This window comes from Janthinobacterium kochi (genome assembly GCF_051380715.1).
Classification (GTDB): Bacteria; Pseudomonadota; Gammaproteobacteria; order Burkholderiales; family Burkholderiaceae_D; genus Janthinobacterium.
In genome coordinates this window covers 23,798-47,088 of sequence record NZ_JBNYXO010000009.1, presented here as the reverse complement: position 1 = coordinate 47,088, position 23,291 = coordinate 23,798, and the positions used below count along the sequence as shown (strand labels likewise).

At 44.2% G+C, this 23,291-nt stretch carries 31 protein-coding genes; 8 read left to right on the top strand and 23 right to left on the bottom strand.

From position 1 onward, the window contains the following. Positions 1-10: 10 nt before the first annotated feature. From ACQ4WL_RS19130 to ACQ4WL_RS19115, 4 genes are all read left to right on the top strand, one after another. Entirely contained in the window at positions 11-1,468 is a 1,458-nt protein-coding gene (locus tag ACQ4WL_RS19130) for an Eco57I restriction-modification methylase domain-containing protein (protein ID WP_436511172.1), read from the top strand. Beyond that, positions 1,434-2,378 (top strand): BsuBI/PstI family type II restriction endonuclease, encoded by a 945-nt coding sequence (locus tag ACQ4WL_RS19125; RefSeq protein ID WP_436511171.1) that lies wholly within the window; start codon positions 1,434-1,436, stop codon positions 2,376-2,378. Before ACQ4WL_RS19130 ends, ACQ4WL_RS19125 begins: the two co-directional genes overlap by 35 nt. 71 nt (positions 2,379-2,449) lie before the next feature. Beyond that, on the top strand, positions 2,450-3,265 hold the full coding sequence (locus ACQ4WL_RS19120) for a DUF4365 domain-containing protein (protein WP_436511170.1): 816 nt from the start codon (positions 2,450-2,452) through the stop codon (positions 3,263-3,265). A 10-nt stretch (positions 3,266-3,275) separates the two neighbouring features. Then, positions 3,276-3,878 carry a hypothetical protein gene (locus ACQ4WL_RS19115; RefSeq protein WP_436511169.1) on the top strand — a complete coding sequence of 201 codons (603 nt, stop codon included), beginning with the start codon at positions 3,276-3,278 and terminating at the stop codon, positions 3,876-3,878. 67 nt (positions 3,879-3,945) lie between these two features. Here the strand turns inward: ACQ4WL_RS19115 and ACQ4WL_RS19110 are convergent, their stop codons facing one another. The 11 genes from ACQ4WL_RS19110 to ACQ4WL_RS19060 form a co-directional block, all read right to left on the bottom strand. Beyond that, entirely contained in the window at positions 3,946-6,375 is a 2,430-nt protein-coding gene (locus ACQ4WL_RS19110) for an AAA family ATPase (protein ID WP_436511168.1), read from the bottom strand. 286 nt (positions 6,376-6,661) lie between these two features. Continuing rightward, positions 6,662-7,360 carry a hypothetical protein gene (locus ACQ4WL_RS19105; RefSeq protein ID WP_436511167.1) on the bottom strand — a complete coding sequence of 233 codons (699 nt, stop codon included), beginning with the start codon at positions 7,358-7,360 and terminating at the stop codon, positions 6,662-6,664. 109 nt (positions 7,361-7,469) lie between these two features. Then, a complete protein-coding gene (locus ACQ4WL_RS19100) occupies positions 7,470-8,804 on the bottom strand; it encodes a relaxase family protein (RefSeq protein WP_436511166.1) in 1,335 nt (444 codons plus the stop codon). Then, positions 8,801-9,325 carry a hypothetical protein gene (locus tag ACQ4WL_RS19095; protein ID WP_436511165.1) on the bottom strand — a complete coding sequence of 175 codons (525 nt, stop codon included), beginning with the start codon at positions 9,323-9,325 and terminating at the stop codon, positions 8,801-8,803. The genes ACQ4WL_RS19100 and ACQ4WL_RS19095 overlap by 4 nt, the downstream gene beginning before the upstream one ends. Further along, positions 9,322-9,693 carry a hypothetical protein gene (locus tag ACQ4WL_RS19090; protein ID WP_436511164.1) on the bottom strand — a complete coding sequence of 124 codons (372 nt, stop codon included), beginning with the start codon at positions 9,691-9,693 and terminating at the stop codon, positions 9,322-9,324. The genes ACQ4WL_RS19095 and ACQ4WL_RS19090 overlap by 4 nt, the downstream gene beginning before the upstream one ends. Then, complete coding sequence (locus ACQ4WL_RS19085) at positions 9,690-10,130, bottom strand: hypothetical protein (RefSeq protein WP_436511163.1); 441 nt, start codon at positions 10,128-10,130, stop codon at positions 9,690-9,692. The genes ACQ4WL_RS19090 and ACQ4WL_RS19085 overlap by 4 nt, the downstream gene beginning before the upstream one ends. After that, positions 10,127-10,651 (bottom strand): hypothetical protein, encoded by a 525-nt coding sequence (locus ACQ4WL_RS19080; protein WP_436511162.1) that lies wholly within the window; start codon positions 10,649-10,651, stop codon positions 10,127-10,129. The genes ACQ4WL_RS19085 and ACQ4WL_RS19080 overlap by 4 nt, the downstream gene beginning before the upstream one ends. Next, entirely contained in the window at positions 10,648-11,088 is a 441-nt protein-coding gene (locus tag ACQ4WL_RS19075) for a hypothetical protein (protein WP_436511161.1), read from the bottom strand. The genes ACQ4WL_RS19080 and ACQ4WL_RS19075 overlap by 4 nt, the downstream gene beginning before the upstream one ends. Next, positions 11,085-11,594 (bottom strand): hypothetical protein, encoded by a 510-nt coding sequence (locus tag ACQ4WL_RS19070; RefSeq protein WP_436511160.1) that lies wholly within the window; start codon positions 11,592-11,594, stop codon positions 11,085-11,087. Before ACQ4WL_RS19070 ends, ACQ4WL_RS19075 begins: the two co-directional genes overlap by 4 nt. Further along, on the bottom strand, positions 11,591-12,181 hold the full coding sequence (locus tag ACQ4WL_RS19065; RefSeq protein ID WP_436511159.1) for a hypothetical protein: 591 nt from the start codon (positions 12,179-12,181) through the stop codon (positions 11,591-11,593). The genes ACQ4WL_RS19070 and ACQ4WL_RS19065 overlap by 4 nt, the downstream gene beginning before the upstream one ends. After that, positions 12,178-12,594: a plasmid mobilization protein gene (locus tag ACQ4WL_RS19060; protein WP_436511158.1), complete on the bottom strand. Its 417-nt coding sequence runs from the start codon at positions 12,592-12,594 to the stop codon at positions 12,178-12,180. The genes ACQ4WL_RS19065 and ACQ4WL_RS19060 overlap by 4 nt, the downstream gene beginning before the upstream one ends. A 475-nt stretch (positions 12,595-13,069) precedes the next feature. Between ACQ4WL_RS19060 and ACQ4WL_RS19055 the strand changes: the two genes are divergently transcribed. Together ACQ4WL_RS19055 and ACQ4WL_RS19050 are read left to right on the top strand one after the other, a co-directional pair. Continuing rightward, positions 13,070-13,423, top strand: coding sequence for a hypothetical protein (locus tag ACQ4WL_RS19055; protein ID WP_436511157.1), 354 nt, complete (start codon positions 13,070-13,072; stop codon positions 13,421-13,423). Next, entirely contained in the window at positions 13,416-13,718 is a 303-nt protein-coding gene (locus ACQ4WL_RS19050) for a hypothetical protein (RefSeq protein WP_436511156.1), read from the top strand. Before ACQ4WL_RS19055 ends, ACQ4WL_RS19050 begins: the two co-directional genes overlap by 8 nt. Before the next feature lie 146 nt (positions 13,719-13,864). Here ACQ4WL_RS19050 and ACQ4WL_RS19045 read toward each other — a convergent pair whose 3' ends face one another. From ACQ4WL_RS19045 to ACQ4WL_RS19005, 9 genes are all read right to left on the bottom strand, one after another. After that, positions 13,865-14,560 (bottom strand): hypothetical protein, encoded by a 696-nt coding sequence (locus tag ACQ4WL_RS19045; RefSeq protein WP_436511155.1) that lies wholly within the window; start codon positions 14,558-14,560, stop codon positions 13,865-13,867. 127 nt (positions 14,561-14,687) lie between these two features. Then, positions 14,688-15,116: a hypothetical protein gene (locus ACQ4WL_RS19040; protein WP_436511154.1), complete on the bottom strand. Its 429-nt coding sequence runs from the start codon at positions 15,114-15,116 to the stop codon at positions 14,688-14,690. A gap of 292 nt (positions 15,117-15,408) precedes the next feature. After that, positions 15,409-16,179, bottom strand: a complete 771-nt coding sequence (locus tag ACQ4WL_RS19035; protein ID WP_436511153.1) for a hypothetical protein — start codon at positions 16,177-16,179, stop codon at positions 15,409-15,411. A 125-nt stretch (positions 16,180-16,304) separates the two neighbouring features. Then, positions 16,305-16,658 (bottom strand): helix-turn-helix domain-containing protein, encoded by a 354-nt coding sequence (locus ACQ4WL_RS19030; protein WP_436511152.1) that lies wholly within the window; start codon positions 16,656-16,658, stop codon positions 16,305-16,307. Between the two features lie 115 nt (positions 16,659-16,773). Then, a complete protein-coding gene (locus tag ACQ4WL_RS19025; protein ID WP_436511151.1) occupies positions 16,774-17,112 on the bottom strand; it encodes a hypothetical protein in 339 nt (112 codons plus the stop codon). Positions 17,113-17,317: 205 nt separating this feature from the next. Continuing rightward, positions 17,318-18,133: a toxin-antitoxin system YwqK family antitoxin gene (locus ACQ4WL_RS19020; protein ID WP_436511150.1), complete on the bottom strand. Its 816-nt coding sequence runs from the start codon at positions 18,131-18,133 to the stop codon at positions 17,318-17,320. An 86-nt stretch (positions 18,134-18,219) separates the two neighbouring features. Then, entirely contained in the window at positions 18,220-18,576 is a 357-nt protein-coding gene (locus ACQ4WL_RS19015) for a hypothetical protein (protein ID WP_436511149.1), read from the bottom strand. Then, positions 18,576-18,947: a hypothetical protein gene (locus ACQ4WL_RS19010; RefSeq protein ID WP_436511148.1), complete on the bottom strand. Its 372-nt coding sequence runs from the start codon at positions 18,945-18,947 to the stop codon at positions 18,576-18,578. Before ACQ4WL_RS19010 ends, ACQ4WL_RS19015 begins: the two co-directional genes overlap by 1 nt. 122 nt (positions 18,948-19,069) lie before the next feature. Beyond that, positions 19,070-19,972, bottom strand: coding sequence for a DNA-methyltransferase (locus ACQ4WL_RS19005; protein WP_436511147.1), 903 nt, complete (start codon positions 19,970-19,972; stop codon positions 19,070-19,072). Positions 19,973-20,295: 323 nt separating this feature from the next. Between ACQ4WL_RS19005 and ACQ4WL_RS19000 the strand changes: the two genes are divergently transcribed. After that, positions 20,296-20,874, top strand: coding sequence for a hypothetical protein (locus ACQ4WL_RS19000; RefSeq protein WP_436511146.1), 579 nt, complete (start codon positions 20,296-20,298; stop codon positions 20,872-20,874). A gap of 131 nt (positions 20,875-21,005) precedes the next feature. Here ACQ4WL_RS19000 and ACQ4WL_RS18995 read toward each other — a convergent pair whose 3' ends face one another. Beyond that, a complete protein-coding gene (locus tag ACQ4WL_RS18995) occupies positions 21,006-21,209 on the bottom strand; it encodes a hypothetical protein (RefSeq protein ID WP_436511145.1) in 204 nt (67 codons plus the stop codon). A gap of 114 nt (positions 21,210-21,323) precedes the next feature. Next, on the bottom strand, positions 21,324-21,680 hold the full coding sequence (locus ACQ4WL_RS18990) for a helix-turn-helix domain-containing protein (protein WP_436511144.1): 357 nt from the start codon (positions 21,678-21,680) through the stop codon (positions 21,324-21,326). A 170-nt stretch (positions 21,681-21,850) separates the two neighbouring features. Between ACQ4WL_RS18990 and ACQ4WL_RS18985 the strand changes: the two genes are divergently transcribed. Then, complete coding sequence (locus ACQ4WL_RS18985; protein ID WP_436511143.1) at positions 21,851-22,285, top strand: hypothetical protein; 435 nt, start codon at positions 21,851-21,853, stop codon at positions 22,283-22,285. Positions 22,286-22,453: 168 nt separating this feature from the next. Here ACQ4WL_RS18985 and ACQ4WL_RS18980 read toward each other — a convergent pair whose 3' ends face one another. Further along, entirely contained in the window at positions 22,454-23,209 is a 756-nt protein-coding gene (locus tag ACQ4WL_RS18980) for a zinc metalloprotease (protein WP_436511142.1), read from the bottom strand. Positions 23,210-23,291: the final 82 nt, after the last annotated feature.

The following is a 23,291-nucleotide window of genomic DNA, read 5'->3' as shown; positions in this document are numbered from 1 at the left end:
GAAAACGTAAATGAATACCGAAATGCTTGATAAGGTGCGCCATGAGGTAAATGGTAGGCTTGATCAGAAAAATAAGTCGAAACTGGGTCAGTTTATGACTGCCTCAGTCATTGCTGACTACATGGCAAGCCTCTTTGATAAGAACACTAAGAATGCAAAAATTCTTGATTGTGGTGCAGGCATAGGTTCGCTCTCAATATCTGCTATTAAGGCGTTGAAAAAAGTGGCATTAGTGGATCAGTGGGAGATTGATCCTATCATGCAGGAGCAGCTTGAAAAGAATATGAAAATGGTTGGCGTAAATTTTTCCATCTATCGTCAAGATTTCATCTTTGGAGCCGTTGAGAATATTCGTTCTGGAACTGGCGAGCGATATACACATGCCATTATCAATCCACCGTATAAGAAAATAAGCAGCAGTTCAGCGCATCGGCAAGAACTCAGAAAAGTAGGGATTGAAACGGTTAATCTCTACTCCGCGTTTTTTGCACTCAGCATCTTTCTGATGGAAAAAGGCGGGCAGATAGTCATAATTATCCCCCGTTCATTCTGCAATGGACCCTACTATAAGCCATTCAGAGAAATGATGCTGAACGAATGCTCGATTGAACACATCCATGTTTTTGAGAGTAGGGATAAAGCTTTCAAGGATGATGATGTTCTTCAGGAAAACATCATTCTCAAAGTCACGAAAGGTAAAAAACAAGATGAAGTGGAAATATCACAATCTACCGATCATGAGTTTCACGATTACCAAACAAAGAAAGTAGCTTTTGCTGATGTGGTAAAGCCTAACGATTCGGAAGTCTTTATTCACATTCCAACAGGTGAAGAAGTTAACGAGAACAATCCTTTGTTTGCTGCCTCTCTATCTGAACTTGGAATCAGTGTTAGCACTGGGCCGGTAGTTTCACATAGGATGACAGAGTTTTTAGAAAAAGATCTTACGGATGATTCAGTTCCTTTGCTTTACCCGCATCACTTTGTAAATAGACAGTTCCAGTACCCGAAAGAGCACAAGAAACCTAATGCCATCCGGGTTGCTCCCGAATCGCGGAAGTGGTTGATGCCCAACAGTGGTTTCTATGTAATTGTCAGAAGATTTTCAGCAAAAGAAGAGAAGAGGCGGGTGGTTGCCTACGTCATAAATCCTGAAGAAATAGGTAGGGAATGGATCGGTTTTGATAACTGCTGGAACGTCTTTCATGTAAAGAAAAAGGGTTTTGATGAGAGGACTGCTAAGGGGTTGGCCTGCTTCTTGAATTCAACTCTCCTTGACGATTACTTCAGGGTATTTTCTGGTCATACCCAAGTTAATGCAACTGATTTAAAGAACATGAAATACCCAACATTGGAAACCATGCAAAGAGTTGGTGAGAGTTACCAGTTTTCAATGGAACAGAAACAAATTGATCAACTTCTAGGGGTAGTTAATGAGTTTGGAACAAAAATTACAACAAGCTGCTGAAATCCTTGTTCAACTGGGGATGCCAAGGCAACAATTGAATGAACGAACCGCACTTTGTTTGCTGTGCTTGTTAGACATGAAACCCGACAGGCAATGGAGCCAAGCAGACAATCCACTTGTTGGGATCACTCCTATCATGGATTGGTCAAGGCAGCACTATGGAAAAGACTATGCTCCCAACACCCGCGAGACTTTCCGCCGTCAATCCATGCACCAGTTCGTTGATGCAGGGATATGCCTCTACAACCCTGACAAGCCAGATAGAGCCGTCAACAGTCCGCATGCCGCATACCAGATAGAGCCTACTCTATTGGGTGTGCTTCGCACCTATGGCACCGCTCACTATCAACCGATGCTTCAAGGCTATTTGCAACAGCGGCAGACACTCGCACAAATGTATGCGAGAGCACGAGAGATGGAGATGATTCCATTGGAGCTTGGTAACGGTCAAACCATACAGCTTTCAGCAGGTGCTCATTCTAGGCTGATTAAAGACATCGTGAATGACTTCGGCACTAGGTATGTTCCAGGCGGTCGTTTGGTCTATGTCGGTGACACTGGAGACAAGCACGGCTTCTTTGATGTGGCTTTCCTTGCTTCGCTGGGAGTGACACTTGATAACCACGGCAAGCTGCCAGATGTGGTGATTTATAGTACAACTAATAACTGGTTGTTCTTGATTGAATCAGTCACGAGTCACGGACCTGTTGACCATAAGCGATACGGAGAACTCACTACCTTGTTTGGCAAATGCACTGCTGGTTTGGTGTATGTTTCCGCCTTCCCGGATTCAAAAACCTATGCAAAATACAGCAGTGTGATTGCATGGGAAACAGAGGTGTGGATTGCTGATGCCCCAACTCACATGATTCACTTCAATGGATCTAGATTCTTGGGGCCATACAGCTAAAGCTGAATTACATAGATGAAGCCTTTGCAGCGATTCCAGCCTATCGAGAAGAAAAAGAGGAAGATGAAAATATGTCCAAGAGAATAGAAACACACCGTATAGATACAAAGGCAGTAAGAACAATCTTTACTCATCTAAGCGAACACTGGCTTGTTCGTAGCCTTGAAGAGCGGGATTATGGGATTGATCTTCAACTTGAACGTTTTGACTCTGACGACGCGACGGGTGACTTTATTTTTGTCCAAGTCAAAGGCACTGATAGCGCTTTTGAAGGAGACGTGAAGCTGTCTTTTCCGGTGGAGACTATCAATTATGCCTTGATGTTTGATGTTCCTTTTTTTGTTTTTCATACATCTAATAAGTCTAGGCAAACAAAATTTGTTTGGCTGCAAAAATACGTTGAGCTGAAGTTAGAGTCCGAAAACCCGCAATGGAAAAGTCAAGGCCATGTGACAATATATTTCCCCGAAGAAAACGACCTTCAAAGCAACGACGAGAAAATTGCTGAAATAATAAAAAAAGATAAATCGAGGAAGGTTGGCGTTAAATTCTTATCGGATTACGAGGCACTGTCACTTCATGCAAAGTCTGTAATCTCAGGGCAATATGCAGTTGCGTCAGCCTGTGCGGCTTTGGTTCGTAAGCTTTACAAGTTGTCTTCGTTCATAGATGATCAGAAAAATACTTCTTACTTTGAAGGCTTCACTGATTTCAATAGTTTGGCTGAAGCATTTGATAATATTTCGAAAATAAATAAAATTGATAATGCAGATAAGGATACGTTGCGCTCTGGAATGAAATTTCTCGAAGACATAAAATTTTCTTTCCTAAGTTCTGATGATTTGGATGCCTTCGCACTGGAGCAGCAGGCTTACTTTCCTTACTGATTGATGAGATATGGAAGAAAATTTGACCACGATATGGACGCCACACCACGCGTTCTACATTCAATCAATGCTCTTCAACACTAATTCGGCATTTCAATCTTGTAGTATTGCTGAGAAAATAGTGAAGAAAATTTCGGATGGAGAGATTGACCCGCAGGCTAAGAAAGACATTCTTCTTGATTGCTTACAGAATGTAGTCAATCAGTCAGGTGCGATCTCAAGATATTTTTTTCCTTCCCGCGACGGTCCAAAGGGAGCAAGTGGAAAGAGTTTGCATAAGGATAGGGCCAGCTATTTGCGTGAAGTTTTTGACGTAGGTGAGAGTAGCCCACTCGTCAATAGAGGTCTGCGAAACTCTATTGAGCACTTTGACGAGAGGCTTGACTTGTATGTTCAGCAGGGAATGGTAGGCTATATTTTTCCTAGTCTGATTCTTCCTGAGCCAGAAGACTCCGAGGTGCCTCACCATATTTTCAGAGCTTACTATTTGAAGCAAGGAATCTTTCAAATTCTTGGAGAAAGGTACGAGATTCAGCCAATTGTTAATGAACTAGCAAGAATTCACGATTTGTTGATGAAGTTCGATCAAAAAGGTGGTGTTTTTCCAACTTGATCCTATAGTGACAACATGTTAAAAAAGCACCTGTTAGGGTGCTTTTTTAAATGGCGCATTGAAAAAATCAGTCTACTCGCTCAGGTTCGTTAATGCTTTTCAAGAGGGAGTTGTATTGCGCCTTGTCCGATATGTAAATCTTATCTAAAACATAGTTGGCAACCTTAGCAATCTCTGGTATTTCAACAGGCTTGAAGCCTCTATCTGGAACGGACTCTAGGTGTGAGAACTCGTTGTTGAGTCGATTGATAAGTACAATGGCTGTATCTTCATCTTCACCAAAGAACTTTTTTATTCGTTCATAGGAATCGCTCTTGTCGTCGTGGTATGGAAATTTGAAGAACAAGAATGCCTCTAAGAATTTGCGCAGATTGTTGCCGAATCCAAAGAATGGCTCGTGGTTTTCTGCTGCGGCAGCTTGATCTTTGCACTTGTAAATTTGGTGGAAAAGGTAATGAAACTCGGTGATGTAGTCTTTGAGATAAGACGGCATTAGCATGATGTTGCTTGAAGCGCCGTTTCGCTCAATCATGAAGTGTTCATGATCGCTGACACTCTTTGCCTTTGCTCCCTCTGCTGCTGGCATCTTCTTCATCGGAATGGACAGGCGCTTGAGGTATTTCAGAAAGTCCAGATTGTGTGTAGAGATGAAAAGCTGTTTGTAGCGATACTTGTTTGAGCCGTCAGCATTTTTTAAGGGCTTGGCGATCAAGCTTTCAATCAAGCTGTACATGAAGAAGATATGATTTCCGTCCAAGCTGGAAATTGGATCATCAATGTAGATTATTAATTCTTTGCCTTTACTCTCAGGATCATCAAGTTTTGCCATGAAATAGCAGAAAGCGATAAGGCTGCACTCGCCTTCACTGAGGTTGTATGCCGATTTGCCGTTGCGGGTAATTTCAAACTTGACGGATGCCTTGTCTGCTTCTTCGCGAGCTTCCAGCTTAATACCATCATGACCGAAGAAGTTGTTAAGGAGGGCATTAACCCGTTCAGCACCTTTGCGCTCATCCTTCTGTTTAGCTCTCAATGTTTGAACTTCTGCCTCGGCATCACGAATCTCCTTTTCCGCATTGGTTAAGGCCGTGCCAGCCTTCTCAGCGGTAGTGCTAAGAGTAGCAATGTTTTTAACCTCTTTGTCGTAGGTTATGGCCTCAACAAACGCGAATACATCAGCCAGGCGAAGCGCCAACCTAGCGGCGGTCTTGTCCTTTTCAAGTGTGGTGGTCTTTCCGTTGCTCTTGGTTATGAGCGCATTGATGTCGGCAACGTGCTTTTCAATTTCTGTCGCGTCATGCAGAGGACTCTTTAACGATACTGGCTGGAACAGGTTGTTCTTCCGAGTCTCAAGCGCTTTTTTGAGTGTTTCCAGATCCTTCTTGTACACGCCTAATGCTTGGGCCAGGGCTTTGCTGCTGGCTTCAAATGCAGTACGTTCTTCAGCGTAAAACTGAGTGCCTGTGAAAGCGTTGAGTCCTGCAATGGTGGCGATTTCGTCCGTGACCGAACTAATCGCAGCATCCAAGGCTGTTTCCAGGTCGCCAGATTCTTTGCTGAAGTGCTCATCTAATACCTGCCAAATGTCGTGTGGCAGATCTTGGCGGCAGAAGGCGCAGGTATCGCGCTTCTCCCTGTGGTGGCCCATCCCTTGTTTCACCCACATCTGCAAGGCGCTGTCCTTGAGCAATTCCTCAATGGCCTTGGTTGGCGTAATTGCCTTAGACAGCAGCGGGGTAGCTGTTGCCGTCAGCGATTCCAACTTGAGGCTGATGGCCAGGGTTCCTGTGACGTCTGGCAGAGCTTCTTGCTTGAGCAAGTTAAGTTTGCTGCCCTGTTGCTCGGTAGTGAGAGCAACGAAGTCAGGCTGTCTGGTGGAAGCAATGTCGGTTTTGATATGGCTTATGTTGTAGACGGCGGTACCGTACTGCCGGTTCTTCTTGATTTTTTCACTGGCATGCAAACGCAGCTTTTCTTCTAGGCCACTTGACGCTGTAGTGTGGGCTGTCCTGGTGCGATCACGCTCTTTCTTTTTTCCTTCAAGGTCAAAACGTAAACCTGCCTTGCTTTCCACACTACCCAGCTTGGCTTCAATCGCAGCGATGGCGTCGTCAATTTCCTTGTTCTGCTCACCGACGATGGCGAAGGTTTTGATGACGCCTCCGATTTCCTGATTGACCAGGAAGCTCAAGTTGTCAGTTACGAAGTCTCGGTTGTAGACGCGCACGTCGTAGTTGTGCGCAGCTAGACCAGTATGAGTGACAGCGCCTTTATCACCAGTCATGGTGAAGGACGACCCGATATAGTTCAATGGGAGCTTACGAGTCTCAAGCGAACGAAAGATGCGAGAAAGCGTCGTCTTGCCAGAATAGTTACGTCCGTACAGGATGTTTAGCCGCTTGAAATTCTGGACCGTCTTGCCACTATCCTTGACCGTCTTTTTCCAATCTAAGCCTTGGAAGCTGCCAAAACTCGCTATGTCTATCTGATTGATCACCGACTAGTTCCCCCTATGTTGGCCCTTGGGCTATCTGCAACAAAAAGTTCCTTCAGTCTACAGGGGGCGAGGACTATTGGTCTAGTGATAATTATTAAATTGGAATTTTGAGTGCCAGTAGCTTGGGCAATACCGTTGCTTATCGCCTGGGCTGTCGCCGGTCCCCGGACCTCATAACTTAGAAGAAGGTCGGAGCCTTCTCACTAGCGTGACTGTGTGCAGAGTAAGAAGTAACCCTTTTTTACGATGGAGGATTGACTAGCGCTATATTTTAAAAAAAGAAGTATCAAATCTTGACGATCTTTGCTTTTGCTTCTTGTGGCTTAGGTTGAAGCTTTGTCTGCAAATTCTGGTTGGTTTCAAGCTTCATAAGGTCATGATCAAGGTCTTTGTCATTGAGCAGATTTGCAACATAAAGCTCTATCATATGAATGGAATTTTTTACGTTATCCATCATGAAGCCTGGTGCTTGACTAAAGTAGTCGCATTCCACAATGTCTCCTATCCAATGATCGCAAGATATTTTCCCCAATCTTTGATTTCTGACTGCCCTTTCCTTTGGTGTCATTGTTGGTAGAAGTGGGAAGACTCTGATGAAACTGTCGCGCACAAAATCCTTCAAAAATGACTCTTGTGATCGATAGTTCAGTAGTACATCTTCGTATCTAAAGCCAACATACTCATTGGTAAGGTATCTCTTTTTTATAATCTCTAGCATGGTTTTGAAGGTGTGATTGGACGAATTGTTCTTCAAGTATCTTGCCGATTCCCTCTTAAAGTACTTGTAGGGTGTTTTGCTTGATAAGTCCCATTGCCAATATCCGTCTTTTGTCTTCTTCATTAAACGCAGCTTGTCGTCAGCAAAATTGCTTAAAAATATTGCTGTCAGGTTTGATGGGGAAATGCGTGTTGCTAGGTGAATTAAGGTGAGCTTCGCAATGTTGTCTTTGATAAGGCGGTATGAGTTGTTTTTCTTCTTGATCATTTATCTTCTCCTGTTCTTATATTTCTATCAGGAGAATAGATATTGTCAAGTTAAATTCATATGATTTTAACTAGTATCTCATCAATAAAAAAAGCACCTGTTGGTGCCTTTATGTTTTTGGTTTAGCTGGATCGCTGACAAGTTGAGCTTTCTTTCTTTGTAGCTCAAGATTGAGAGCAGCTAGTTTTTGCTCTACAGCCATGATTTGTGCCTTGAGTAGCGAAGCTCGTCTTCCTGTGGCACTGGCCAGGCTCAGTACGAGAGTGTGGTATTGCAAGGAGAGGTTGCCAATCTGGGCTTCTAAACCACCCAAGGCAGCACCTGTGACGGAGGGGATGGCGGTGGCCTGTTCTCGTTCATCTTTGCGGCGTGCAACGTGGTGAGGAAGGTGCGCGGCCGGGTTGCGGATAGCAGGATCAGCTTGTTCTTTCAATGCTGTCAATTGGCTGGCTAAGATAGTGCTGGTGCTATTTGGTGGCGGTTGCACTTTGACAGGATTCAGCTTGACCTGTGCATTAGCACTGGTGGGCATGGCAGCGGTTCTGTTGCGGTTTGCACCAGGTTTAGGGGATAGGTAGCGGCGCTGGTTAAAAGCGGCTCTGGCCTCGATCCCAGCTACCAGGCTGTTCTTCTGTTCTTGGGCCTCTAATGGTGTCAGGAACGTTGGGATCTTGGATTGGTGGTGCTGCCTTACTAGCTGGGCATAGTTGCTGTCCTTGGTGAACAGTGGGCCTTTAAGGCGGGTGTTTTTCTGAGCGCCAGGCAGACGGACGGTGATGAAGTCGCTGCTGACCTTCTGCACGTCAATGCCGCTGCGCTTCATGAAGCCGATCAAGGCGTTGCGGTCAGCAATGAAGCCATTGGTGATCTCTGCGTGCAGGACCTTGGCAAAGTCGTTCTTGGCCTTCTTATTTTTCTTGCCGCTGGGTGACTTTGCTTCAAATGGCTTAAGTGCAATTTTCAGAGGATCTGGTACTACCTGGGCGAAGCCGAAGGTGTCGTTCATGACGGCAGAAAAGGCGTTGAAGAATTGAATATTCTTCTCGCCCGGTGGATGAATGTTGAGCTGCTGGCCGGTGGTCAGTTCAGTGTTGGCAACCAGGAAATGAAGCTCTAGGTTCCCCTTGTCGCGGTGCATTACCCAAAAATCTGCAAAGTTCTCATCCAGCCTCAAGCCTGGTAGGAAGGTGGCGCGGAACGTGTCGATGAGGGTGCTGACCTGGTCATGGGTAAGGGTTTCTTGATCGCGGAATGCAATCACACCAGACGTGTACTTATGCAGCCTGTTAGTTGCATTGGCTATGGCCGTGAAGGTGTCAGGATCGCCAGAAATAATTTCAGGCATGACAGAGCGCTTTTTGCCTTCATGATCGGTGTGGCTGAGTAGGTAATTCACTGCGGAAGCTGCACCTCCTTTTCCGGTGGGGAAGATTGTGATGTTCATAGTCGGCCTCCCTTTGAACGTAGATCATTTTCTAGCTTGATCTTAAGTTGTTCTTGCAAACTAGGTTCATCATTAATTAAATCTTCTAAACCTGAACGTGATGGGATGGCTTGTGTGGTCAGAGAAGTAGAAATAGATTTTGTTCTAGACAGTGAAACGGCAGTGATAAGTGTTTGCTTAAGCTTGTTCGCTATGCTAAGGAAAAAATTAATCTTTGAATTTAAGTAAATTCTTTGAACACGATCTTTAGTGGTTCTAACACCATGAAGATACCATTCAGCTTTTCCGTCTTTACGTTCTATAGCGGGGCCATTCAATCTGTGAATTTTTCCATGGAGATACCAAACTTGAGTACCGTTGTTATATTTTATCGCAGGCCCATTTCTACGATGTAGCTCACCGTTCAACCTCCATTCGGCATATCCATCATCCCATAATACGGCTGGTCCACCTGTACGATGTAGTTTTCCATTGTCATACCATTCAGTTCTTCCAGCTTCTTCATATCTTCCATTTTTCATATCTTTGACCTCTTCTGTGTAGGTTTTGGTTTCAGTTGTTCATTGAGCTTATAGTTAAGTTTTTTCTTCATAAGCCACTGATTAAATTCCTCTTCAGAAAGCTCAATGTCATTGATCCACCATTCTTTATCACCGTTAGAGTATTCAATAGCAGGGCCGTCTTCTCGGTGGAGTAATCCGTTTAAATACCACTCTTTTGGCCCGTTTGCATGTTCAATAGCAGGGCCGTCTTCTCTGTGGTGCTGCCCATTGATAAACCAACCTTTATAGCAGTGAACGTACTCAACGGCAGGTCCATCCTCTCTATGCAACTGATCGTTTAAATACCATTTAGTTCTTCCAGCTTCTTCATATCTTCCATTTTTCATATCTTTGACATCTTCTGTGTAGGTTTTGATTTGAGTTGTTCATTGAGCTTATAGTTAAGTTCTTTCTTCATGACAAAATGATTGAATTCTTCTTCAGAAAGTTGAATGTCGTTCAAATACCACTCCTTGCGGCCATCTGAATACTCAACGGCTGGGCCATCTTCTCGGTGACGCTTGTCATTTAAGTACCATTGCTTCATCCCATTAGCCGATTCAACGGCAGGGCCATTCTCACGGTGAAGCTCGTCATTTAAGTACCAATACTTAGAGCCGTTTGCATGTTCAATGGCTGGCCCATCTTCTCTATGGAGTGATCCTTCTACATACCAATGCTTAGAGCCATTTGCCCATTCAATAGCAGGGCCATCTTCCCTATGCAACTGATCGTTTAAGTACCATTCAGTTCTTCCAGATTCTTCATATCTTCCATTTTTCATATCTTTGACCTCTTTTGTGTAGGTTTTGATTTTAGAGTGGTGTGAAGTTTTCTATTAAGTTCCTTCTTAACAATGATCTGTTCAATTTCTTCCTCACTCACTCTTTCACCATAACGAAACCACTCATAGAAGAAGTCGTTTTCGTCGGGGTCTTTATAAATGCAAGCAGGGCCATCTTCTCTGTGTCGTAAGCCATTGACCCACCATTCTTTATCGCCGTTTGGACTTTCAATAGCAGGGCCATCCTCACGGTGGCGCTTGCCATTCAAATACCAGGATTTATCACCGGCAGCCCATTCAACGGCTGGGCCATCTTCTCTGTGAAGCTTGCCATTGATCCACCAATGCTTCGTCCCATCTTCAAGTTCAACAGCAGGGCCGTCCTCCCTGTGGTATTTGCCATTAATAAACCATTCTTTTGTTCCATTAGCCGATTCAATAGCTGGGCCATCCTCACGGTGACGCTTGTCATTTAAGTACCAACAGATTGTTCTTTCTTCTTCATATCTTCCATTTTTCATATCTTTGACCTCTTCTGTGTAGGTTTTGGTTTCAGTTGTTCATTGAGTTTTTCGTTAAGCTTTTTCTTCATAAGCCATTGATTAAATTCCTCTTCAGAAAGCTCAATGTCATTCAAATACCAGTCTTTAGAGCCGTCAGCGTACTCAACGGCAGGGCCGTCTTCCCTGTGGTATTTTCCATTGATCCACCATTGCTTAGAGCCGTTTACACGTTCGACAGCAGGCCCATCTTCTCTATGGCGCTCGCCATTAATCCACCATTGTTTAGTGCCGTTTGCATGTTCGATAGCAGGGCTGCCTTCTCTGTGACGTTTGCCATTGATCCACCATTGCCTAGTGCCATCTTCCCACTCGACGGCAGGGCCATCCTCTCTATGCAACTGATCATTTAAATACCAGCAGATTGTTCTTTCTTCTTCATATCTTCCATTTTTCATATCTTTGACCTCTTCTGTGTAGGTTTTGGTTTCAGTTGTTCATTGAGTTTTTCGTTGAGATTTTTCTTCATAAGAAAATGATTGAATTCTTCTTCAGAAAGCTCAATGCCATTGATCCACCATTCTTTATCGCCGTCCGAATAATCAATAGCAGGGCCGTCTTCACGGTGACGCTTGTCATTAATAAACCATTCTTTATCGCCGTCAGCCCATTCAATAGCAGGCCCGTCTTCTCTATGGCGCTCCCCATTGATCCACCATTCTTTATCACCGTCAGCCCATTCAATAGCTGGTCCTTCTTCTCTGTGGCGCTGTCCATTGATGTACCATTCTTTATCGCCGTTTGCGTATTCAATAGCAGGGCCGTCCTCTCTGTGCTGTCTGCCATTGCCCCACCATTCTTTATCGCCGTTAGCCCACTCAATGGCAGGGCCGTCCTCTCTATGCAACTGATCATTTAAGTACCAACAGATTGCTCCAGCTTCTTCATATCTTCCATTTTTCATATCTTTGACCTCTTCTGTGTAGGTTTTGGCTTAAGGGTGGTGTGAAGTTTTTCTTTGAGATTTTTCTTCATAAGCCGTTGGTTAAATTCTTCTTCAGAAAGTTGAATGTCGTTCAAATACCAGTCTTTAGAGCCGTCAGCGTACTCAACGGCTGGGCCATCTTCTCGGTGGCGCTGCCCATTGATCCACCAATGCTTTGTCCCATCTTTTATTTCAATAGCAGGGCCGTCTTCCCTGTGGTATTTGCCATTCAAGAACCATTGCTTAGATCCGTTTGCCGATTCAATAGCAGGCCCGTCTTCTCTATGGCGCTCCCCATTAATCCACCATTGTTTATGGCCGTTTGCATATTCAATAGCAGGGCCTCCTTCACGGTGAAGCAATCCATTCAAGAACCAGGATTTATCACCGGCAGCCCATTCAACAGCAGGGCCATCTTCTCTATGCAAATGATCGTTTAAATACCAGCAGACTTTCCCAGCTTCCTCATATCTTCCATTTTTTACCTCTTTTGGTTCTTCTAGCTCTAATATCCCATGATCGTACCAATCAATTGATTCACCTGGTTCTGGTTTTTCATTATTCATTTCTTCTCCTTAAATATTTTTGTTATGGTAGTTATTCCTTCCTGAATCTTTGTCAGTTCCTGGAACATGCCTTCTGTTGTCGTGTTCCACATCTTCATGCGGTTTAAAGCTCTAGCAATCTGATTGACATTGCTGCCGATTTTTCCAAGAGAGGCCAATAATTGAATACGAAGTTTGTGCTCTGCTTTAGTCTCGTTGTCAGCCTGGTGGTTGGCAGGCAGAAGAACTGCACGGGCATAAATTGCTGTGGAAGATGCACCTGCTTCTATGGCTCGTTGTTGGAGAGCGGCCCATTCTTCATCGGTGAACCTGATTTCAAAACGCTTAGTGCGTCTTTGCTTATTTGCTTCAACGCCAGTTTGACCGGCTCGTTGTTTGAGATGTGGATCTTTTAGTTTTTTTGGTTGTGCCATGTGGCCTCCTTTATTGTTATTTTTATCGAGCTTCGCGCAGCAGCGGGTGTGGGTGAAACCCACGATATTCAAACCAAGAATAGCCCGTTAGGGGTAAACGTAGGATTGATTGACCTTGCTTTAACTCATTTTCCTTGTTTTTCTCGTTTTCCAGGGGGTTAAAGTAACGCTACTTATTAATAGGATAACAAATCAAAAAAGTAAGTCAAATCTCGTGGTGGATTTTTTATCCCCCGGATTTTTATCGATGTGAGAAATAGATATCAGACATCTTAACGAATGTGAGAAATAGATATCAAACATCTTAACGAATGTGAGAAATTAGAAACCCGGATTCAATCGAATGTTTATTTTTAAAAATTTACATTAGATTTAATGTAAATTTATTCTCATGTCGAAATGTTCACATGCTAAAAAAATCTAGTTGACATCCGAATTTATCCTGATATGTATTAAATATATATTGGAGGAATGTATGAGCGAGAAGAAAGTGAACAAGAAGATGAGTGCGGCGCGCACAGTTAAAATAAAGAAGATGAGTGCAAGGATGTCAAATTGGCTCTATCTGAAAGCGAAGTTCGTAGCTGAAGCGCAAGGGTTGACTATGGAGCAAAAAATCACCGAGCTGATAAAGAAAGACATAGCTTATGTCAGTAATCAGAAATGGTTTATTGATTACATGAGAGAAGAGGGAATTCAGGATTTCAACACTTTTGGCATGCCGTCATCTCAGCAAAAGAGACAGGTGAAAGAAGGTGAAGTTGGGGAAGGTTCGGTTAATGATTATTTGGGTTTGGAAAATTTGGATGGAGGTGAAGAAGATGAGTAATTATAGAAATGATGAAAATACTGATTTCCAAGTAAGTGATGTCAAAAGAAGTGTGAAGATCACTGCATCTATCCCCCTGTCTCTTCATGTGGTTGCCAAAAGCATGTATGCCATTCAGGGTAAAAAGATGGGTGACAGGGTTGAGTATTTGCTTAGAGGTGACTTGAAAAGAATGCTGAAGACGGAGATGTTCAAAAAAATGCCTGACACAGACATAGCATTGTTCAAGGCATTCATTGATATGAAAGATATTTATCCAAGTGGAATTTGTTCACAAGATGAGGAAGGGAAATAAATAAAGTGTAGGCACCCTGGGCTAGCGCCGGTCCCTCAAGGGACCTCACGTCCTGGAAGAACGTCGTGGCGTTCTCACTAGCGTGTTCGGCTTGCATAAGTAGAAAAGCACCTTGAGAGGTGCTTTTATTTTGAAGTGTGAGGGTTTTACTGGTACCATCTAATAGGCAAACCATTGCTGTCATAGTCTACACAAGATATTGCTCTATATCCTTCATACTGGAAGCGGCAATGTGTAACTAGCTTGCCGCTGCAATATGTGCTTGATGCAGTTACTAAGCACTCCCCTGTCGCATTATCTCGGATTTCGCATGATCTAGAGGTGCTGCAAACAGGTACAGGCGGCGGTGGAGGTGGTGGTGGAGTACAGGTATTAGAAGTTGTAGTCCAAGGACCATAAGCGTAGCCGGTTGCATCGTCAGTAGATACTTTGCGGCTTTGTGAAATGCTTCCACTATAGCCAGCGGGGCATGATAGTGTTTGTTTTTCCGTTTTTGTGCAGTCATTATCGTAATACAAAGGCTCAGATGTCTTTTTTCCGACAACTTGCCCATTGACTGTGTATGTGGTTGTGACAGTTTCACTTACAGGATAAATGGTGCTGCCATTATATAAAAAGCCTGCTGGGCAAGTGCCATAAACTACATTTTTAACGTTTGTTCCTACTGGTGGTGCCGCTGGTCCTGCTGCATACGGAGAGGAAAGAATAGTCTGGGCTTTTGACTGTTGTACAGTCATATTGGTGGATTGTTTTCCAAGAGATGTTGAGTCTGAACCAAAACTTTGCGCATTAGAATTTGCTGCGTAAAATGTCAAGAGAGAAGCTATAATTTTTATTATCATATAATTTGCCTTTTATTTGTTGTGTGTAATATAAATTTATAAGATTGCGAATAAAAGTCAAATTAATTTATCTAAAGGCGAAAAAAAAGCACCCGAAGGTGCCTTGACTAACTCTTAAATTTACCGGTCAACTATGAATAGCTTGGTTGTCTGTCGAGCTTTTCGGATGATCGTCTTTAGCGTTTATATTAGCTTGTTGTCTGTCGTAATTGCGCTGCCTATACTCTTTTGCGGCGTCTTCTGGCTTCATGTTTTTTCTGTAGAATTCCATAGCTAGAGGGCGAAGTTCATCAATGCCGCCGTCAGGAAGAAGTCCAAGTAGCTTCTTAAAGAAAACATTAAACCTATACTCCCAAAGTAAGCCAGCGAGTTCAAAACCACCCATCCAAGGCAGGTAGAATCTGCATAGATAAGAAATTTCATCCGCATCTAATGGGTTGCGCCCCTCAGAAGTTAGAAAATTTTGCAAGCTCTGTACCGCTTCTTCAAAGCTAGTAGGCATACTCATTCCAAAAATTCCCTTCAAGATATAAATAAGTTTTTTGATCCACTGCATTTGACGTTCTCCTTTTATGAAGAACATACAAAAGAACAGTGCTATGTCAAGCCACTACAACCACCAGAATGGGTTTTCCCTAGCCTGCTTCATTTCGATTTTGAAATGGAGTAGGGGCCGCCGGCAGGGCCCGCTAACGCGTGAGATTCTTCTTGTATCTCACTTGATGAAAAATTTAAAATGGCTGCTCTGCCCCATTCCGAACCTTCGAATTTAAAATAGAACTCCACCGAATATGAACTTCGCGCTCTCAGAGGTGTTCTTCTAAGTCAGCGTTCTAGTTCAATTATTCTCACATCACGCCATTCAGCATCCGCCCCCTCATGAAGTCGTCGAATTTTTTAAGTTCTGCCTCAGATGGTGGGGCGCTACTGAAGTCGATTGTTCGCAAGCTATCTGCAATATCCCGGCGATTAATTTGACCGAGAATGATAGGGCCGTTCTCCATTTGGTAATCAAGAGATCCGCAGTACATGTTAATACGGCCGTATCCTGGCATGTGTGCCACTGCCTTTGCCTTTCCACTGACCTCGTGTTTGGCAATTGCCACCCGGATAAATTCTAACCGGGTGAATGGTATGTGGAGGTGCGCTAATTCCTTGCGAATACGATCTAGTATCATTGGTTCGGAAATTACGCTCTCAATTTGACGAATGTGATTTTCACGTCCAAAGTGCATAATCCCATCGTCTTTTGATTTTAGAGCTTCGAGTTTTTGTTTCAACCCGCCGGTTTCGGACCATTTAACGAGGTTTTTGCAGCGCTCTTGCCATGTTCTAAGTAATTCATAGGCGGCAAATATCCACATTTGAGATTGCGCACCTAAAAAATGTGTTTCAGGAGGCGTTCGCTCTATTTCGTTCAATTTTTTCAGATTCGAATATTCAAGTTGAGTCAAGAATGTATCAACTATCGTTAAGTTGTACGCTTGCATTCGCATGAACATGTCTTGGTTAATAATATACAGACCTTTTAATGCCCCCAGTAATCCCGCTGGGTCAATATCTTCTATAGGTGTGTATCGTTCGATATCGTGGTCAAATTCTTCGTAATCGTCAGTCATGTTGAATGAATATGCGCTAGTTTATTAATTCAATCTTATTGTCACAGTGCTGTCGATTTTTGGCCGGTTCCATTAGTCCTAACCTATCAATTGCACTGCTTTATACCCGTCAGGTAAAGTTGAGATCATTGCATCTTATGCTTTTTATGGGATAACGCGCAAATACTCTCCACAATCTTCACTATCTCGTCCCTGTCAACGCTGGAAACGCCGTCTAACAGCTTGGCAATGTGCTGTGCCTGGGCAGTGAGGCCGATGCTTGTTTCAACGACCAGTTCATCAATGCCACACTTGAAAATCGTCGCCAGGTCGTTGAGCTTGAGCAGGGAAACAGGTGTGTCTCCACGCTCGTACCTAGCGTAACCCTCGGTGCTCATCTGCATCAGCTCCGCTACTGTTTCTTGACTCATTCCCGTTGCGTGACGCCTCTTTGCTATGCAACGACCGACAATCTTGTGCAGGTGGACTTGGCGACTCACGATTTCTCTGTCTAGTTAAATTCATATGATTTTGACTGACGTAAGGGGGAAGATCAAGTAATGTAAGTGATAAATTTGGCAGCGTGAAATAAAAAGCACCCAAGTGGGTGATTTTCTATGACTTTAATTTCTTCCTGGTAGTAGCTTTAGGCGCTTCCACATACTCTTCTAATCTCATTACTTCTGAACGCTTCGCTTGAACTACAGCAAGGATAGAGTCTACGTAAGCAAGTAAGTCTTCTCTATCGTCGGTTCTGATAGCATTGTCTATCGTCTTTGTTTCAATGAGATGTTGCAATGCTTTTGAGAGCAGCATTTCTTTCTCATATGCTGGTTCTTCAGAGTCATTGATGTAGATAGAGTTGCCAAGTTTGGGGACGCTGTCGCCATTTTTCAGGATCTCAAAAGAAATGTGCTGAAATGATTGTATTTTTAGTTCGAATTTGCTCTTCATTTTTATCTCCTATGTAATAGTTATAGCAAATGAAGAGGCTTAGTCAATAAAGAAAACCTCTAGGCTATTATTCCTGAATTGTTCCCCCTTGGCTGTCGCCAGTCCCCAAGGGGACCTCACGGAGTTGAGGAACGTCGTGGCGTTCTCACTAGCGTGATAAGACAAAGGCCACTTAATGTGGCCTTTATCGTAGAATTTAAAATATTTATGGCTTAGATTTTGGGGTTATTTCACTGTTAAGAGAAGATTGCTTGGTTCTTAATTCACGCATTGCTGATGCCACCAATGTTACATCTGCCAGCGTCTTCTTTTGCTCAGTTAGTGGGATTTGTTTTCCATTTACCCACCACTCTTTATCACCATTTGCCAACTCAACGGCAGGCCCATCTTCTCTATGAAGCTTGCCATTGATGTACCAAGCTTTTGATCCATCTGCGTATTCAATAGCAGGCCCATCTTCTCTATGAAGTTTGCCATTGATGTACCAAGATTTTGCTCCATCTGCGCCTTCTTTAGCAGGGCCGTCCTCACGGTGAAGCTTCCCGTTTTGATACCATTCGTTGATCCCACCTGGTCTTTCAATAGCAGGGCCATCTTCACGGTGAAGCCTCCCGTTTTGATACCACTCGTTGATCCCGTCTGGTCTTTCAATAGCAGGGCCGTCTTCACGGTGGCTCTTGCCATTGATGTACCAAGATTTTGAACCATCTGGGAATTCTATGGCTGGGCCGCCTTCTCTGTGACGTTGATTCCCAATGAACCATTCCTTTGTGCCATCTATTCTGATAATAGCTGGACCATCTATTCTGTGCAAAGCGTCAAACAGCCACCATTCTTTATGACCATTCGCTACACCGTCCATGCCTTCAATGGCGGGGCCATCTACTCTGTGGCGTCTGCCATTAAGGAACCACTGTTTTGCACCCATTGCCGATTCAATAGCAGGTCCATCTACACGGTGTAACTCGTCTTTAAAGTACCAACATTTGCGAATTAGTTCATCATACATTCCATCTTTCATTATTTTCTCCTTTTTATATAAAGATGTTAATATATCAAGTGGTAAAGTCAACACATAAAAAAAGCACCCTTCTGGGTGCTTTTCTTTTAATCAAACAAAGCATAAAGTTTTCGTTTGTCTTTACTACTCAAGAAATTCATCAACGTTGGATAGTTGTCATGGACTGTACTGATAATTTCCTTGTGAAGCTCTTCAAATTCTTTTGAAGACATAAAGCTAACAACTGATTCCTTTGTCTTAGGTAATAATGTAGCTTCAAGGACTGCTTGAATCATGAAGTATGTGTTGTAGGAAATCAATATTTCTTTAATCTGATTTTCACGGTTAAACATAAACTTCTTGTAGGAAGTGATCAACTTTTTGCAATCTTCTGTTTTGGTAAAGTCAAAAATGCGCTTTCCCATTCCATTGATACAGTATTGAAGGCATGTATTGGCAGTCATTACACACCTCCTTTTTTGGCTTCAATTTGAGTTATTAATTTTGTACGTTCATCGCAAAAATTAGTCAACATTTCATCGAAGTTCTCAAAAATAATTTTTTCCACAGCGTCCATGATTTTATCTTGCATTGCATCACTATCAAGAAGATCAGCATGACCAGCTTGCTGAATTGCGTGGCAAATTTCAAGTGTCTGGTAGGTGCTAAGGATGGCCACAGCCTTATGATAATCATTCATGCCAAGGGTTCTGGTCGATAGCAGTTGTGCGCCATCTGAATTAAGAAATTCAGTGAAGGAGATGTCGCCATATGGAATGAGTTTTACTGGAAATGCAAACTGAGTGGTTTTTGATTTGTTGTTAGATTTAGACATAATGATTCCTTTTATAAGTGGTTTTATTTAGTACATGTTTAACCCTCCTAAAGATAGGCAGTTGATGGGTCGTCGCTTTAAGTTTCTATTTCGTCGCTGTATCGTGGAAGTGGTTATGATCCTCAATAAGCAATTCGAAAACGTGGTGAAGGCTGGGACTCTAACTCTGAGTTTGCGGCACTGCTGAAGTTGCACGGCACAAAGACCAGCTCGGCGTCCATGAGCGCATCCAGTTCTCGCACAATGTCAGCTTCTTTGGGTGGTGCCTGGAAGGCCAGCTTAAGCTGTTCCTGCTGGAGTCTGGCCTTGGCCATCTCATGGAAGCGGCTGTCCTTCTCAAACCCAATAGCGTGGCAGTCATGCTTTTTGGCAATTACCAGTGTGGTTGCAGATCCTGCAAAGGCGTCCAGCACTACGTCACCAGGGCGGGTGTGGTTCTTGATCAAGGGCTCAATCATCCAGGCGTATTTCTCGGTTGGGTGCTCTGTCTTCTTCCTACCGATTGGTCCTTCATAGAACTGCACCATGTCAGCTTGAGGGCCGAAATTGAAGGTGTATTGCTTACCCTTTGTGAACCATACCGCTTCTTCAATGGTAGAGCGATAGTTATTCTTGCGAATGCTCGGAACAGGGTTCTTCTTCTTGAAGTAAATCTTGTTCTTGAAGTTCAGCTTGAAGTCTCGTTCAATGTAATGAACGATGAGGCCAGTGTATTTTCTGTCCAGGAAGAGGATCAGTGATCCGTTGTCCTTGAGCACGCGGACGAACTGAGCAATGAATGGCTTGAGCCAATCATAGTACTCTTCAATGGTGGCCCAGCTATCGGTAAAGTCGTTTCCCCAAGCTTGTTGGGTGCTAACGATTTTGTCTTTGACTTTGGTGAGCTTTGCGCTGTTGGCAATGCCGTATGGAGGATCAGTGAGCACCAAGTCAACGAAGTTGGATGGTACTTCGGCAAGTGCGTCTTGGCCGTCAGTGTGTGCGAAATAGTTTTTGCTATAGTATTCTTGTTCTGCCTTGTTCATAGATTTTCCTTTGTATTTTATTTCATATTTAGTCCCTCCGTTCCTGTGGCCTATCCACATTCAGGCAGTTGATGGGTAATCGCTTAGTTAGTAGTTGATCGCTTTTTATTGATTGAATTTTTCCTCAACCAATACACGCAGTATGAACTAATGAATAATAAATTGCCATGAAGCAATACGTTGGAGCTCTACGTATGACGTAGGGTTAAAGAAGATTAATCGGCATACTGCCATTTTTTTAGTCAACTCGATAACCGAAGCTTTGTTGTAAATAACTTTCAATAAGATAGTATCTCGGTAGGGAAAAAATTTAGGAGGTTCCCTTGAAGAATGGAAAGTATGAAGAAGATGGTATGGAGCTTTGGTATTGCAATGATCAGCTACACAGAGAAGATGGCCCTGCGTGTATAGAAAGTGATGGTTCCAAGTCGTGGTATTACCACGGCAAGCTGCATAAGTTGAATGGCCCCGCAGTCATGTGGAGAGATGGAGGTAGGGAGTGGTGGATAGACGGCAAGCGGCACAGGCCACAAGGTCCAGCAGTAATTAACGCTGATGGAAGCTATCGTTGGTATCTGAATGGCTTGCTGCACCGCATAGGAGGGCCAGCAGTGGAAGCAGCCAGTGGAGCGCGTGCTTGGTATGAGAATGGTGAGCTGCACCGTGAAGACGGTCCTGCGGTGGAAGGATCGGACGGCACTAGGCAGTGGCATAACCGCGCAATTGAGCTATCGGAGCAAGAGTTCATGGCGAAGCATGGTTTAGTGAAAGCAAGGCCCAAGCCGCCTATGCAAACGCCACTCTATGTAGTACAAGAAGAGGAGGTTGTAAAAAGCATCATAGTGGCTATGAGAAATAAGTACTATGGCGAAGGCAATTCAAGAATCAAGATCAGGTGGTGAAGTTACCTTTGTTGTAGCAAGAAGTTCTTCGGCCTTTTTCACTTGTGCTTCCAAGAACCTCTGACTCGCTTCAGAGTTCAAAAGCTCGTCCCAGATATCGTTGATATGAGACGTAGATTGCTGTTGATTATTCATGCGCCGAATTTTTTCTTACGAAGTGCAATGATGGCGTCTGCATAGTTAATGCTGGTGCCATCCTGTTCGTTCAAGATTTTAGGCTGCTGGTCAAACCAGGTGGCGATAATGCTTTGCTGATCTTGATGTGCAGATTGAACGTTGCCTTTGATAGAGACAACTTCAGAGATGGGCTTAGCCAAGAGGTCTTTATAGTTCATCGCTTTGAATTAGTAGTTAGTCGCTGTATAACCGAAACGGTTAGGTACACTATAAAGGTAAGGCGCTGCACGTCAACACTTTGTGCTCCACATTATGGGAAATACCAAATTTATTTATAGGCTGTCTTTAAGGTGGCCTGCAATCTTCTTGACTACTTCAACAATCATGGATCGGTCGGCTTCGGGCAAGGTTTGCAGGATCTGCGCGATCATCTCCGCTTGGTCGCTGGCGCGGTTACTGCTGGATATTAGAAGATCATCAATGCCGCACTGGTAAACCTCAGCCAGTTCGGCAAAACGTTGAACTGTGGGCATCGTGATGCCGCGTTCCATGCGTGAAACAGCTTCCGTCCCTATCTGAAGAGCCTCAGCAACCTGTTCCTGAGTGAGTCCCTTGGCTTCACGTCGTTGGGCCAGGGTTCTGCCAATGCTTTTGAAAAGCTCTCCGTGTTGGTTGTTATCAATGGACATGCTCACCCCACATTTATTTGGCAACTTGTATGGTGGCAAGTCAACCTAAGAAGATGAACATGCGTTAGAGTTGTGGATCAACCCAAAGGGTTGAGTTGGTGATATTAACTGGGGAAGTTGCCGGTCTTGACAGCGACTCGCCCCCTACAACCTGAGCATGAGAGGAATCAATGGGAACGCAATGTTCAAATTGCGGTGGCAATCACACGCAAGCTATCCGCGCAGTCATCCAGGCAGGAACAACTTACAGCAACGGGTCTGTGGTGGGTGTTGGAGTTGGTACCAGCGGTGCTGGCACTTTTGCTGGTAGTAGCAGCACTACGAGCCAGACCACCTTGGCGGCGCGCTTCAGTGAACCTAAGAAGCCGAAGAAGCTGGAGATGATCGCAGGCGGCATCATGTCGGTTGCTACCAGTCCGTGGCTCTTCAGTAAAACACCACTGGCTTTCATCACCCTTGGTCTTGTCGCATGGTGGGCATGGGAAACGCGTGCCTATCTGAAGCGCAGCAAGCGCTACGCGGAACACTATCCTGTTTGGAAGAACATGTATGATTATGGCTACTATTGCCATGCCTGTGGAAATGCCTTCGCAGTGCGAAACTAAGCGGCATTTTCCTTTTAAAAAAGCACCTTCGGGTGCTTTTTTGTTGACCTTTGCAGTCTTCTTAGCGTTTTTGAGGAAAGGAAGATAGGAAAGCTGGGGATTTACTAAAGATCGATGTAGATAAAGCACCTCTCGGTGCTTTATCAATGATTCACAACAATAATTTAATTATTTAGGCGCACGCTTCACAACAAGGTTCGCTGTAAGAGTAGACTGAGGATTGCTGTACAGCGTTGCCAGAACGTCCCAGAAAGCGGTTGAACTCGTGTCGTTCGTGCCGAAGCCATCAAAGTGATTTGCCAGACCCAATGCATGCCCGAATTCATGGGTCACGATTTCTTGCGTTACATTGCAACGGCCATTGCCAAGGTTGATGAAGACAGGGTTGGAGTAAATGCCGTTCTGGATGTCGGGCATGATCATGCTGCCAGTGCTTGGCCCCGTCGCCACATTAGCGCAGTAACTAGCGTAATCCGTTGAACCCGGTGGCACCCAAGACGTGCCGTAGCTCACCTGAATGAACTTTCCACCGTTTGGCATTGTATTGGTTGCATCCAATACCAGCAGACCGGCCAGCTTGGTGTTAATCAGCGCTACTGAAGTGTTGACCTTCGCAGCGTAGTCCTGCGCTGTCGTGTCACCGGCTGCTGGAGTAGGGATGTAGACCGGGATATGACGGCTTGGGGTATCAGACCAGCGCCACGTTCCAGCAGGCCGACCATTCGCACTGGGGCCGAAGTCAATGTTAGTGGATTGAACCAGCGAAATCACTTGCGCATCAGTGGGGCTGGTAATGCCAGCACTTGTTGGTGGGGTGCTGTTGGAGCCTCCGTTTGAGCTGCCGCTATCACTACCTCCACCACCACACGCAACCACCAGGCATGACACAGCGATAAAGCCAGCAATCGTCTTAGTTTTTTCCACGTTTATCTTTCAAAGTTATTGAAATTACATTTTTAAAAAATGCTTCATATGGGAAGCAAACTCCGTGGATGCAAATGTATCA

What these genes read in the sequence shown, in the direction of transcription:
- ACQ4WL_RS19120 (WP_436511170.1), top strand. Translation starts at nt 2,450, where the DNA reads ATGTCCAAGAGAATAGAAACACACCGTATAGATACAAAGGCAGTAAGA.
- ACQ4WL_RS19075 (WP_436511161.1), bottom strand. Translation starts at nt 11,088, where the DNA reads ATGAAAAATGGAAGATATGAAGAAGAAAGAACAATCTGCTGGTATTTA.
- ACQ4WL_RS19025 (WP_436511151.1), bottom strand. Translation starts at nt 17,112, where the DNA reads ATGAAGAGCAAATTCGAACTAAAAATACAATCATTTCAGCACATTTCT.
- ACQ4WL_RS19085 (WP_436511163.1), bottom strand. Translation starts at nt 10,130, where the DNA reads ATGAAAAATGGAAGATATGAAGAATCTGGAAGAACTGAATGGTACTTA.
- ACQ4WL_RS19125 (WP_436511171.1), top strand. Translation starts at nt 1,434, where the DNA reads ATGAGTTTGGAACAAAAATTACAACAAGCTGCTGAAATCCTTGTTCAA.
- ACQ4WL_RS18995 (WP_436511145.1), bottom strand. Translation starts at nt 21,209, where the DNA reads ATGAACTATAAAGACCTCTTGGCTAAGCCCATCTCTGAAGTTGTCTCT.
- ACQ4WL_RS19060 (WP_436511158.1), bottom strand. Translation starts at nt 12,594, where the DNA reads ATGGCACAACCAAAAAAACTAAAAGATCCACATCTCAAACAACGAGCC.
- ACQ4WL_RS19080 (WP_436511162.1), bottom strand. Translation starts at nt 10,651, where the DNA reads ATGAAAAATGGAAGATATGAAGAAGAAAGAACAATCTGTTGGTACTTA.
- ACQ4WL_RS19035 (WP_436511153.1), bottom strand. Translation starts at nt 16,179, where the DNA reads ATGACTGACGATTACGAAGAATTTGACCACGATATCGAACGATACACA.
- ACQ4WL_RS19015 (WP_436511149.1), bottom strand. Translation starts at nt 18,576, where the DNA reads ATGACTGCCAATACATGCCTTCAATACTGTATCAATGGAATGGGAAAG.
- ACQ4WL_RS19090 (WP_436511164.1), bottom strand. Translation starts at nt 9,693, where the DNA reads ATGAAAAATGGAAGATATGAAGAAGCTGGAAGAACTAAATGGTATTTA.
- ACQ4WL_RS19095 (WP_436511165.1), bottom strand. Translation starts at nt 9,325, where the DNA reads ATGAAAAATGGAAGATATGAAGAAGCTGGAAGAACTGAATGGTATGAC.
- ACQ4WL_RS19055 (WP_436511157.1), top strand. Translation starts at nt 13,070, where the DNA reads ATGAGCGAGAAGAAAGTGAACAAGAAGATGAGTGCGGCGCGCACAGTT.
- ACQ4WL_RS19130 (WP_436511172.1), top strand. Translation starts at nt 11, where the DNA reads ATGAATACCGAAATGCTTGATAAGGTGCGCCATGAGGTAAATGGTAGG.
- ACQ4WL_RS19050 (WP_436511156.1), top strand. Translation starts at nt 13,416, where the DNA reads ATGAGTAATTATAGAAATGATGAAAATACTGATTTCCAAGTAAGTGAT.
- ACQ4WL_RS19115 (WP_436511169.1), top strand. Translation starts at nt 3,276, where the DNA reads ATGGAAGAAAATTTGACCACGATATGGACGCCACACCACGCGTTCTAC.
- ACQ4WL_RS19105 (WP_436511167.1), bottom strand. Translation starts at nt 7,360, where the DNA reads ATGATCAAGAAGAAAAACAACTCATACCGCCTTATCAAAGACAACATT.
- ACQ4WL_RS19065 (WP_436511159.1), bottom strand. Translation starts at nt 12,181, where the DNA reads ATGAATAATGAAAAACCAGAACCAGGTGAATCAATTGATTGGTACGAT.
- ACQ4WL_RS18990 (WP_436511144.1), bottom strand. Translation starts at nt 21,680, where the DNA reads ATGTCCATTGATAACAACCAACACGGAGAGCTTTTCAAAAGCATTGGC.
- ACQ4WL_RS19040 (WP_436511154.1), bottom strand. Translation starts at nt 15,116, where the DNA reads ATGCAGTGGATCAAAAAACTTATTTATATCTTGAAGGGAATTTTTGGA.
- ACQ4WL_RS19020 (WP_436511150.1), bottom strand. Translation starts at nt 18,133, where the DNA reads ATGAAAGATGGAATGTATGATGAACTAATTCGCAAATGTTGGTACTTT.
- ACQ4WL_RS19100 (WP_436511166.1), bottom strand. Translation starts at nt 8,804, where the DNA reads ATGAACATCACAATCTTCCCCACCGGAAAAGGAGGTGCAGCTTCCGCA.
- ACQ4WL_RS18985 (WP_436511143.1), top strand. Translation starts at nt 21,851, where the DNA reads ATGGGAACGCAATGTTCAAATTGCGGTGGCAATCACACGCAAGCTATC.
- ACQ4WL_RS19005 (WP_436511147.1), bottom strand. Translation starts at nt 19,972, where the DNA reads ATGAACAAGGCAGAACAAGAATACTATAGCAAAAACTATTTCGCACAC.
- ACQ4WL_RS19010 (WP_436511148.1), bottom strand. Translation starts at nt 18,947, where the DNA reads ATGTCTAAATCTAACAACAAATCAAAAACCACTCAGTTTGCATTTCCA.
- ACQ4WL_RS19070 (WP_436511160.1), bottom strand. Translation starts at nt 11,594, where the DNA reads ATGAAAAATGGAAGATATGAAGAAGCTGGAGCAATCTGTTGGTACTTA.
- ACQ4WL_RS19045 (WP_436511155.1), bottom strand. Translation starts at nt 14,560, where the DNA reads ATGATAATAAAAATTATAGCTTCTCTCTTGACATTTTACGCAGCAAAT.